General features: G+C 48.5%; 11 protein-coding genes. 3 read left to right on the plus strand and 8 right to left on the minus strand.

Translation table 11 applies throughout. The annotated features are described in order from the left end of the window. The first annotated feature begins 969 nt into the window (after positions 1-969). The 3 genes from QVO97_RS10710 to QVO97_RS10720 all read left to right on the plus strand — a co-directional run bounded on the left by QVO97_RS10710 (position 970) and on the right by QVO97_RS10720 (position 3,957). Positions 970-1,863 carry a glycyl-radical enzyme activating protein gene (locus QVO97_RS10710; RefSeq protein WP_022360317.1) on the plus strand — a complete coding sequence of 298 codons (894 nt, stop codon included), beginning with the start codon at positions 970-972 and terminating at the stop codon, positions 1,861-1,863. Positions 1,864-2,139: 276 nt separating this feature from the next. Beyond that, complete coding sequence (locus tag QVO97_RS10715; RefSeq protein WP_369678419.1) at positions 2,140-3,651, plus strand: BCCT family transporter; 1,512 nt, start codon at positions 2,140-2,142, stop codon at positions 3,649-3,651. Between the two features lie 48 nt (positions 3,652-3,699). Next, a complete protein-coding gene (locus QVO97_RS10720) occupies positions 3,700-3,957 on the plus strand; it encodes a DUF4177 domain-containing protein (protein ID WP_022360320.1) in 258 nt (85 codons plus the stop codon). Between the two features lie 58 nt (positions 3,958-4,015). On the opposite strand, the gene QVO97_RS10725 is transcribed toward QVO97_RS10720, so the two are convergent. From QVO97_RS10725 to QVO97_RS10760, 8 genes are all read right to left on the minus strand, one after another. After that, the gene (locus QVO97_RS10725) at positions 4,016-6,274 is read right to left on the minus strand and encodes an ATP-binding cassette domain-containing protein (RefSeq protein ID WP_022360321.1); all 2,259 of its coding nucleotides are present in this window, start codon (positions 6,272-6,274) and stop codon (positions 4,016-4,018) included. Between the two features lie 146 nt (positions 6,275-6,420). Next, the gene (locus QVO97_RS10730) at positions 6,421-7,014 is read right to left on the minus strand and encodes a TetR/AcrR family transcriptional regulator (RefSeq protein WP_022360322.1); all 594 of its coding nucleotides are present in this window, start codon (positions 7,012-7,014) and stop codon (positions 6,421-6,423) included. 204 nt (positions 7,015-7,218) lie between these two features. Further along, positions 7,219-7,974 carry a HesA/MoeB/ThiF family protein gene (locus QVO97_RS10735; RefSeq protein ID WP_022360323.1) on the minus strand — a complete coding sequence of 252 codons (756 nt, stop codon included), beginning with the start codon at positions 7,972-7,974 and terminating at the stop codon, positions 7,219-7,221. A gap of 20 nt (positions 7,975-7,994) precedes the next feature. Beyond that, the gene (gene thiS / locus QVO97_RS10740) at positions 7,995-8,192 is read right to left on the minus strand and encodes a sulfur carrier protein ThiS (RefSeq protein ID WP_022360324.1); all 198 of its coding nucleotides are present in this window, start codon (positions 8,190-8,192) and stop codon (positions 7,995-7,997) included. A gap of 39 nt (positions 8,193-8,231) precedes the next feature. Beyond that, on the minus strand, positions 8,232-10,442 hold the full coding sequence (locus QVO97_RS10745; RefSeq protein WP_022360325.1) for an aldehyde ferredoxin oxidoreductase family protein: 2,211 nt from the start codon (positions 10,440-10,442) through the stop codon (positions 8,232-8,234). Between the two features lie 15 nt (positions 10,443-10,457). After that, the gene (locus tag QVO97_RS10750) at positions 10,458-10,844 is read right to left on the minus strand and encodes a 4Fe-4S binding protein (protein ID WP_022360326.1); all 387 of its coding nucleotides are present in this window, start codon (positions 10,842-10,844) and stop codon (positions 10,458-10,460) included. Continuing rightward, positions 10,844-11,296 (minus strand): MOSC domain-containing protein, encoded by a 453-nt coding sequence (locus QVO97_RS10755; protein ID WP_022360327.1) that lies wholly within the window; start codon positions 11,294-11,296, stop codon positions 10,844-10,846. The genes QVO97_RS10750 and QVO97_RS10755 overlap by 1 nt, the downstream gene beginning before the upstream one ends. Positions 11,297-11,309: 13 nt before the next feature. Then, a partial coding sequence (locus QVO97_RS10760; protein ID WP_288189664.1) for a substrate-binding domain-containing protein occupies positions 11,310-11,562 on the minus strand: 253 nt, incomplete at its 5' end.

Consider the following 11,562-nt stretch of genomic DNA (forward strand, 5'->3'; position numbering starts at 1 on the left):
CACAAGCGGCAGAATCGCAATACAGAGAAGCAGTCCCGCAAATGGAATACACATCCAGAGCGGCACAAAGGATGCCGATGCACCGCCTTCCTGTTCTGCTGCCAGAGCCGTCATCGGATTTGCCATCAAAAATAATCCCAGGCTCGCGCAAAACGCACTCAATCTTTTCACCTTCGTAACCTCCCAACTTTTTTCTTTTTTGTTTTACATTTTCCATTTCAGCCACTCATTATAACAAGTTTATTTCCTAAATACAACCGTGTTTTTCACGTTGTAAGCGTGATTTTCCGTGAATTTTTCGTTAAAAGTACCTTATATTAATTCTTATTAATAAGTGTTGTAAGCCTGTGCTCATAACATAAACAAATACCTCTTTTGTGTATAGAAATTATGTATAATACTGTAATTTCACAAATGATATATTTAATTCTTCTATGAAATAAAAAACCGCCCGCCGATATCCCGACAGACGCTTCCTACATTCACATATAACTTTTTCTTGAAATATACTCTCTTTCCAGAGTTCATATTTCAATTCCATATCTTCCCCGCCATCTTCCATCTTTTTCCTGCAGCTGTTTTCGCGCTTCATTTTAAGCCAGCCGCCCGATCTCTCGCGGTATTCCTTCGTGGTTTCTTTTTCGATATGTGCCAGTTGGCAAATCTGCCGCTGTATAACCTGCTCTTTCGCAGCGTTCACACATATTCTCTCTCGAACCTGTTTTATTATAACGCTTATTTGTAAAATTTATTCCCGTTTTTTTGTCAAATCTTTGTAAAAAAATCAAGCAGCAAATTGGAGAAACTGTCTCATTTACTTTTTATCTCCTTTATGCTATAGTTAGCCTGTATTTTGCATTCAGATGTATTACGAATCCATTCGGAATTCCGGTGCCGTTCCGTGCCGGAATACTCAATGTCTTATCGTGTTTTATAAATATCAGAAGGATTTTCAGGAGTATTGTATTCATGCAGGCGAATATATTTAAGATCAAACGAAATGAATTGGCTGACGGTTCCGGGCTGCGGACTACGATTTATTTTAAAGGATGCCCCCTGCGCTGTGTCTGGTGTTCAACACCGCAGGCGCATGAGCGCCCGACCCGGATTCTCTGGGACAGCAAGCACTGTCTCTACTGCAATCTCTGTGTCAGCGAATGTCCCACCGGAAGTCTGGCATTTTCAGACAACCGTCTCACCTTTACCCCGGACACCTGTACATTCTGCCGTGCCTGTACGGATCACTGTCCGTCCCGAATGCTTCATTTCGTCGGTCAGATGATGAATATGGATGAAATCATGGAAAAAATTCTTGCCGACCGGGAGCTCTATGGAAATGGCGGCGTCATTCTCTCCGGCGGCGATCCGCTGATGCAGCCGGAAGCAGCCACCGCTGTCCTGAAAAAATGTAAAGAACACGGCATCCGCACCGCGATTGAGACGACCGCTTTCGCCAAACCGCTGGCTTTCTCCCGCTTCATCGCCAACGCGGACATGATTATCATCGATTTAAAACATTATTCTGAAAAGAAATATGTCCAGTTCACCGGCGTCTCAAATCATTCGATTCTGGAAAATCTGGACTTTGCCGTCGCTATCGGCAAAAAAGTGGCGGTCCGCATTACCATTACCCCCGGCATCAACGACACGCTCATCGATGCCCGCAGGTATGCCCACCTTTTGTCTGAGCACCACATCAGACATGTAATTCTGCTCTCCTATTCAAATCTGGGGATCATTAAATATGAAAAATACACACAATCTCCGGCTCTTGCCCGCGAGCAGACCTTCTCCGGCCAGGATATGGAGAATTATGCGAACATGCTGCGCGGACTGGGGTTTGATGTGCAGATTGAGCAGTAGGGAGGCGGCAGGATTTTTCCATTGCCGCCTCCCATACATTTTTCTATCGATTCGTTATCGTTCACGCATACGTGCCCAGTAACGGAATTTGCCGTATTTTTACATTGATTCCCCTTTTTTCCCAATTTTTCATTGCTTTTTTTTCCTCCCAATGCTATAATGTGTTCAATATTTAATTTATTTATTAAAAAATGAACGCTAATCATTTGCAAAAATCCTCATTTTTACAAATGAATTAAAAGGAGGTTTCCCATGCAAAATCCACAATCCCAAACAGTGCCAGAGCCGAAACGCCTGGACTGGACCACGATGGTCGTCCCATTTCTTCTTATTATAATACTCTGTCTCTGCTTTCTGGCTGCGCCGGATGCATCCAAGGCAGTGTTGGAAAATCTCCGGGGCTTTCTCGGGGAAAACTTCGGTGTCGGCTATCTTGCCATCGGACTCGGCATCTTTCTTCTGTCAATCTACATCGCCTTTTCCCGCTACGGAACCATCCGGCTCGGAAAACCGGATGAGAAGCCGCTCTATTCCAATTTTGCCTGGGGTTCGATGATGTTTACCTCCGGACTTGCGGCGGACATTCTCTTTTACTCCCTGTGTGAGTGGGTTCTCTACGCCAATGACCCGCATCTGGCAGAAATGGGCAGTATTCAGGACTGGGCGAGCACATACCCGCTCTTTCACTGGGGTCCGATCCCGTGGAGCTTCTATGTCGTGCTCGCCGCTGCCTTTGGCTTCATGCTTCATGTGCGCGGCTGCCATAAACAGAAATACTCCGAAGCCTGCCGCCCGATCCTCGGAAAACACACAGACGGACTTGCCGGAACCCTGATTGATCTGATGGCGGTCTTCGCACTGCTGGCCGGCACAACCACGACTTTTACGCTGGCGACCCCTCTGATGAGCCAGATCGTCTCCGAACTCTTCGGATTCAGCGACACCCGCCTCATCACCATCGCGATTCTGGCAGTCACCTGCCTGGTATACACCGTTTCCGTCGTGAGCGGCATGAAGGGCATCCAGAAGCTCGCGGCGTCCTGCGTCTACCTCTTCTTCGCTCTTCTGGCATATGTGCTGCTGTTTGGCGGTGAAGCACGCTATATCATCGAAACCGGCTTTTCCTCCATCGGAAATCTGGTACAGAACTTTATCGGACTCTCCACCTACACCGACCCACAACGCACCACCTCATTTCCGCAGACATGGACAATGTTCTACTGGGCATACTGGATGGTCTGGTGCGTCGCTGCCCCGTTCTTCATCGGAACCATCTCTCGTGGACGTACGATCCGGCAGACAATCCTCGGCGGCTACGTGTTCGGGCTTGGCGGCACGTTTGTGAGCTTTATTATCCTCGGAAACTACAGCCTGGGACTCCAGGTGTTCGGAAAACTGGATGTCATGGGGCTTTATGCCGCCAGTGGCGACCTCTATTCCACAATCACTGCCATCATCCGCACGCTTCCGCTCGCCCCGATGGTCCTCGTTCTGCTCGCGGCGGCGATGATCGCCTTCTATGCCACCAGCTTTGACGCAATCGTACTGGTTGCCTCCGCCTACTCCTACAAGAACCTGACAAACGAGGACGAACCGCACATGGCGATCAAAACCTTCTGGTCCCTGAGCCTGATTCTACTGCCGATGGTCCTCATTTTCAGTGATAATTCAATGGCAAACCTGCAGACCGTGTCCATCATTGCAGCATTTCCGATCGCGTTTATCATTCTCCTGATCGTGGCGGCGTTTTTTAAGGATGCGAAGAAATATCTTTCCAGGGAAATATAATTGTGATATCATTAAGTCAGTTTAAATATGCAAAGGAGGAGTAGCATTATGGCATGGGATGATGTTGCAGGAAAAGCTGCAGGAAATAATGGGGACAAATATGTTGTTTTACAGGTTGTTTTAACAGAAAAACTACTTGGCACTGGTTCAGGCACAGCTAGTCTTACTAATCTGCAATCAGAAATTAATAAACAAGCGGCCAAAGGATACCGGCTTCACACGATCTCAACAACATCTTCTGGCTCCAAGGGTTTTCTTGGCGGCGATAAAATTCAAGCTACCATGGTATTTGAACGAATTGATTGAGTGTTGTTAAAAATATCCCGAATGCACTTTCCGATGCATTCGGGATATTTTTCTTTATCTATAAGCTCTCCCGCAGATACTCCCGCGTCACACTCCGCTCCGCTTCCAGCATCTCCTTCGGCGTCCCGGCAAAGAGCAGGTCGCCGCCTGCGAGTCCGCCGCCCGGTCCAAGCTCCACGATATAGTCGGCGTCCTTCATCACATCCAGGCTGTGCTCGATGATAAACAGTGTATTGCCCTGATCGGTCATCCGGTTGAAAAGCTTCATCAGACGGCGGATATCGTCGAGATGCAGCCCGTCAGTCGGCTCATCCAGAATAAATATCTGTCCCCGCTCATCCAGCTTGCTCGCCAGCTTCACACGCTGCAGCTCGCCGCCGGAAAGCGTCGTCATCGACTGATTCAGATGCAGGTAACCGAGTCCGACCTGTACCAGCGTATCGAGTTTCTTCACAAAATCCGCATCTTCAAAGAACTGGATCGCCTGACGGACGGTCATATCCATGACTTCCGCAATATTCTTTCCCTTGTACTGATATTTCAGCACTTCCTCCGAATACCGCGTTCCGTGGCAGACCTCGCAGACCGTCTCGATCGAGTCCATATATGCCATATCCGATATAATCACACCTTTACCCTGACACGCCGGGCAGGCGCCCTTGGAATTGAAACTGAAATATGCCTGTGCGACATGGTTCGCTTTCGCAAAAAGCGCCCGAATCGCATCCGCGATATCCAGATACGTCGCCGGGGTCGAACGCAGATTGATACCGATATCCTTCTGCCGGATCGAGATCACCTCGCCTGGATACTGGCTCATAAAATATTCCATCAGGGAGCTTTTTCCCGAACCAGCCACACCGGCGATGACCGTCATCACGCCAAGCGGCAGCTTTACGCTCAGATCTTTTAAGTTATGAAGCTTCGCGTGCTCGACCTGATACCATCCGGTCGGCTTGCGGTACTCCATCTTCATCGGCGTTTTCGTCCGCAGCATCCGCCCGGTCACAGTGTCCGCTTTCAAAAGGTTCTCGTAGCTTCCCTGATACATGATCTGTCCACCGTTTATGCCCGCTTCCGGTCCCATATCCACAATGTGATCCGCCAGCGCAATGACTTCCCGGTGGTGTTCCACAATCATCACGGTATTTCCGTGCTCTTTCAGCTTGATCAGCGAATTTTTAAGATTCTGGATATCGCGCGAATGCAGTCCGACGCTTGGCTCATCAAGCACATACATCATATCGGTAAGCGGCGAATTGATGTAACGCGCGATCTTGATACGCTGCGCCTCGCCGCCGGAGAGAGTGTCTGTTCCACGGCTTAAAGAAAGATAGCTGAGTCCGATCTCAATCAGCGCATTCATCCGCTTCAGGATCTCGGTCTTGATATCGCGCGCCAGCGGATCATCGATCTGGCGGATAAACTCTGCCGCCTCCGGGATCGGCATATCCGAAACCTCGCAGATATTTTTTCCGTTAATCAGGCAGCTCCGAATCTTCGCATTCAGTCTCGCCCCGTGGCACTCCGGACACGTAAAGGTGCTGACAATGCGATCCAGCTCTTTCTTGTGAAGCTGTCCTTCCTTAGATGTAATGATACTGCGGTACATACGCGGATAAATGCCCTCATACTTCGCGGATTTCGGCCAGTTTGCCGGCGGGTTTTTCAGGCGGATCTGCGGCGAATAGAGAAATAAATCCATCTCCTCCTTCGAATAATCCTTGATCTTCTTGTCCAAATCAAACAAACCGCTGTATGCGTACCGCTTCCACCGCCATGCGCCGGTTGTGAACGCCGGCCACTGGATAACGCCCTCATCGTTTAGGCATTTATCAAAATCCACCAGCTTGTGGATGTCCAGCTCCGTCACAACGCCCAAGCCCTCACAGCGCTCACACTTGCCGCTCGGATGGTTGAAGGAAAAGCTGTCCGAATAGCCGACAAACGGTTTGCCCACACGTGAGAAGAGCAGGCGCAGCAGCGCATAGATATCGGTGTATGTGCCGACCGTTGAGCGGGAGTTTGCCACCGGCTTTTTCTGATCGATCACGATCGTGACCGGAAGATTCTCCATGCGCTCAACCTCCGGACGACCATATTTCGGCAGAAACTGCTGGACAAAACTTGGAAATGTCACATTCAGCTCCCGCCGCGACTCTGCCGCAATCGTATCAAGGCAGAGCGATGATTTGCCCGAACCGGACACACCGGTAAAAACCGTGATTTTCTTTTTCGGAATTTTCAACGACACATGTTTCAAGTTGTTTTCCGTTGCATTCACAATGCTTATGTACTCCTGATTTTCTCGTTCCATCTGGCATTCTTCCTTTCTTAAGCTGCATTTTCCCGTCCCAGGTTCCTTTATTTTAAAGGTACTCAATGCTATCCTGATCTGTACGCGGCTATCACGCACAAAAGCAGACAGAAAATACCCCTAAGAAGCATTTTCCGTCTGCTTTTTTATTTGACTTCCTGCTTTACACGCACTCCGCCGAACAGCAGAGGCATTGTCTTTCTTGTATACTCTCCAAGCGCATAGCCACCGTCTGAAATGCAGTAATCATAGATGATTGCCCTCTCGCAGAGTGCATACATATGTGCAATCTCGTAATATGGCATACTGCGGGTAATCTGCCCCCGGCGCTGCCCCTCATCGACCAGCTGATTTACCATCTTATAGTAAAAACGGTTCTGGTTTAAAAGATGCTTATCCCCCTTTGTCACCACCTGTGAGGAATAGAGTGACGCCAGAAGCCCTACCGGGATATCCGACTCTATCAGATCATGTACACTGAAGCAGAGCGTCATAAGCTTGTCAAAGCTGTCCATCTCCGGATCCAGCGTCTGCATTACCTCTTCATACTTTGCATCAAAGATCTCTGGAAGAGATGCCAGAAGCTCATCCTTTCCACTATAATAATGATAGAAGCTTCCCTTTGATGTTCCAGACTGCAGGATAATCTCATCGATCGTCGTCTCCTCATATCCCTTCTCATGAAACAATTTCCATGCAACACGGGCAATTTTTGCTTTTGTGTTATTACCCTTCGCCATTTGCCTTTTACCTCTTAACTTCTCAATAATCGTAATTTCAGGGAAACATTCCTGGTCATCTAATTTACCTTTTTGTTTACCTGAATCCAGCCGAAAGCAGAGTGGATAATCTTCCTCATCTGCTTTCGACAATTTAATTTATTTTATCATTCTTTTCCTGTGAAGTAAAGAGATTGTTCCATATGTCTATTTTTAATACCGTTTTCACATCCGGTGAACTTTGGTATGTGCATGGCAGCTGCACTGGGGATGTACCGGAACTTCTATCAGATCCGTGGACCACGTTTTGGCATCAATGAACAGCATTTTTCCAATCAGCGGCTCTCCCTTGCCCAAAAGAAGCTTCAATACTTCTGCCGCCTGCATACACCCGATCATGCCGGGAATCACGCCAAGCACACCATAAGCAGCCGAATTCGGGTTTCCGGATGGGTCCTCTGCCTCCGGACAGAGACAGCGCAGACATGGTCCGTCCGATGCGAACACGGTAACCTGTCCCGCAAATTCACAGATAGCTCCATATACATCCGGCTTTCCCAGCTTCATACATGTGTCACTCAGCAGATAGCGGGTTGGAAAATTATCCGAAGCATCCACAATCACATCAAACTTTGCAAGAATTTCTTCTGCATTTTCAGCTGTAATCCCCTCTGGGTATAATTCTACCTGCACCGAATGGTTCCGGCTCTGAAGCTGCTCCGCCGCCAGTTCTGCTTTTGCCTTTCCAATGTCCTGTTCCCGGTAAAGGATTTGACGCTGCAGATTGCTGACATCCACCCGGTCAAAATCAGCAATCCCGATCGTACCGACTCCTGCTGCTGCCAGATAGAGGCTGACGGGAGATCCAAGTCCCCCCGCCCCGACTACCAGCACCCGGCTTTCCGCCAGCTTTTTCTGTCCTTCTTCTCCTACCTCCGGCAGGAGAATATTTCTTTTATAGCGTTCTTTGTCTATCTCCAAACCAGCGTCTCCTTTCTGAATCAACCGCCCCCCAGTAAATGATAAATCTTCAAATCATCTGCTTCCTCAAGTGTTACTTTATCATAGTCTTCTGGCCAGACCAGCTGCCCATTTACCTTCACGACCAGCTTGGGCCAGGTAAATTTCATGTGTTCCATCACACCCCTGATTGTCAGTCCTTCATGCCAGTCCGGATATGGACGGTTATTCAGTACCATGATATCCACTTCCCTTCTGCAACGTATTAATGAATAGTCTTACTGAAGCGGCTCAACTACTTCCAAAAGCTCCGGAAGATCCATGCCAAGCTCTTTCAGGTGTGCAATTGTCGGAACGCCGTTTAAATTCCAGCCGCGCTTCGGATATACCGCATCAATCAGCTTCTCATATTCCCCTTCTCTGTGCTTTCTGGTCGCAGCCATCTTTTCCTTTAAGGACATTTTTTCGACTTCTTCTTTTGTAAAACCAACCAGCTCTACCAGCTGACCATCGTAGCGCTCCTGACGGGACAGATATTCTTCTTCCGTAACCGGTCCCTGGGAGCGGTATGGAATCGCATCGTTCGCACGCAGTCCCTTGCCAAGACGAATGTTGAAAATACGCTGGAAATTGTAGACACGCTCGGACATTTTAATCATATCATCCCTATCAATCTTAACCCCAGTAACACCATAATAAAGATCCAGATAGTTATCTACGTGCTCCGGTACCTTCGCCGGTTCATCGGTCAGGCTGTTGTCAGCCGGTACAATATCATTCCACGGCAGCTTGCAAAGTCCCAGAAGACCAAACCAGGTTCTAAACATCGGATAGTAATACAGCGCCTCCGCCTTATCCTCAAAGGTAGGGATCTGGTTATTTACCTGATCCATGAAAATCAGCCATGCCTCATCATGCTGCGGTCCCTTATTGGTCAGACCATAGCCGCCCTGCTGCGCCAAGGATTCTTTGGAAGAATACTCTGAATATTCAAGTCCCTTCTGTTCCATCGCAATATCATTCATGAAATCCATGTCGCCCCAGCCCTGCGCTGCAAAATACTCTTTCTGCTTGTGGCTTCCAAGTGCCGCAATCTTGCCAAAGCCTTCGTTTCGCGCCATCTGGTGCAGCAGCTCCAGCTCTGCCTCTGCATTGCCCCATACAAGCTCCAGGCCGCCTGTTCTCTCCTTATTCAGGATACCATTTTCATAGCATTCCATCAGGAAGGCAGTCATGGTGCCAAAGGAAATCGTATCAATGCCATATGTATCACAGTAGAAATTCACTTCCAGGATTACCTGCGGATCGGTTACGCCGCAGTTCGGACCAACACCGGCTGCTGTCTCGTACTCCGGACCATCCACACATACTTTATGTCCCTTATACGGACCTGTCTTTAATTCAAACTGATCGGCTGTTTTAGCACACGCCATCGAACATCCATACCAACATCCGTCTGCTCCGCCCTGGGTCAGCCATTTATTTCTCCATACCTCCGGTGCCATCTCATCGATCTTATCCGTTCCGCCATATTTATAATTATGCGTCGGCAAAATATCATAATCGCTCAGGGTACGCAGGGAGTATGCCGTTCCGGATTTACGCATTGAATTCTGTTTGTCATCCTGTGTCGCCACCTCACGATGGAATTTCAGGCCATCCCGGTTCAGGATACTGATATCATATACATGGTTCAGATTTGCTTTTACGCCTTTAAAATGGCATACCAGCGCTTTAATGTGTTTGTCCGCAAAGACACGTCCGATACCACCACGTCCAGCCTGTTTTAAGCGGACTACATTTCTTTTCGGATCATAGAATGTAAAATTCAGCATAGAGAGGTTGCAATGATCCGCCGCTGAACCAGAACATACGACCGCCACGTTTTTGCGATCATTGTCATCCTCCGCATACATGGTTGTCAGCTCTTCTCCCAGTACATGTGCATCTTTATGCTCTAACGGTGCTTTTTCAATTGAAACGGTTCCCTTATTGCCATCGATGACAATAATCACGTCTTCCTCCGCTTTTCCAGTCAGCTCGATCACATCAAATCCGGAGAATTTTAAGAATGGGCCAAAATATCCGCCGACGTTTGAATCAATCGGGATATCTGTCATCGGTGAAATGCTGCATACCAGGCATTTTCCGGTACCGCCGTACTGCGTAATTCCGGCAATCGGTCCTGCCGACATGGTAATGGCATTTTCCGGAGAGTTCCACTTTGTATCTGGATTCGTTGCATCCCACAGATAACGCAGGCAATAACCTTTGCCGCCGGTAAATTTTTCTTTGACCTCCTGAGGAATGTCGATCATATCGATGGTGTTATCTGTCACATTGATTCGAAGACGCTTATCCGTATATCCATGATACAGCGGCTTTGGCTCATATGTAACCTGATTGAGAACCGTGTGGGCCTCTTTCATTTTTTTGATTTCTTCCATATCTGCGTCCGCATAACGCGGAAGATCACACATTTTAATCATGCCTTTCTCCTCCCTTTACTCTTCTACCAGACGGATCGCTCCGGTCGGACATGCTTTTACGCACAATCCGCACGCCGTACATTTGGACGGCTCCAGATAATCATCACACTGTACCATAACATTCTCCGGACAGAATCCGACGCACATCAGACAGCCGGCACATTCTTTCTTGTTCAGCCGGTAAACGCCTCTCGCATCCTCCGTAATCACACCTGTATTGCACACTTCAGAACATTTTCCACACTGTGTACACACAGCAATATGATGGCTTCCATCCTCCTTGTCGGTAATGCGGATGCAGGATTTCATTGGATCCGAAACCTTGTAAAATGCCTTCGAACAGGCTTCTTCGCACTGGTGGCAGCCAATGCAGAGTGATTCATCTTTCTCTAATCGTCTCATCACAGTTCCTCCTTTTTGCCTAATTTCATTATTTCATCCGAAACAGATACATACCCGTCCCGAATCACTTCCAAAAATATGGCTCCTGCCGAAAGGCGGCAGAAAACTCCTTTTTCATGGTAAATACACTCTGGAAAACACTTTTTTCCATACCCGGAGACGCGGAACACCGCCCCTCCCGCCGCCAGAAGATCCCCCGTATTTAACTGGGTGGTATCTATTCCCTCCGTTATCAGGTTTGCCTTGTAGCGGCGGAAGCAGAGTCCCGGTTCTGTCTGCTTCTCCATCCAGTCCCGGGCTTCTCCCGCCAACAGCGAAGTCTGCCTTTCACCTCCCGCTGCATGCCGGTCACCCTCCATTCCGATCCCCCTTCGGAACCAGGCGCTCTCCACAGCTTCTCCCGGCTGTCCCCTCTGCCGGAACACATATAATTCACGCACAACTGCTCCCATCTAATCCCCTCTTTTATAAATATAAAATTTCTCCGGTTCTTGCCAGCCCATAACCACCGAGCTTCTCCACTCTCTCTGCAAATTCCCGGCTTTTCAAAACCGCCAGAAAATGCTGCACCGGTGGAAAATCCAGAAATCTGACTGGAATCGCAAAGTCATACTCTTCCCGTCCAATCTCAATAAAATCAAGTCCCATTGCCCTGGCTGCCGACTGGATTCCCATGCCCGCGTCTGCATCGCCGCCGGACACGGCAGCCGCCACTGCC

It is taken from the genome of Clostridium sp. CAG:43, assembly GCF_000434655.1.
Classification (GTDB): Bacteria; Bacillota; Clostridia; order Lachnospirales; family Lachnospiraceae; genus Otoolea; species Otoolea fessa.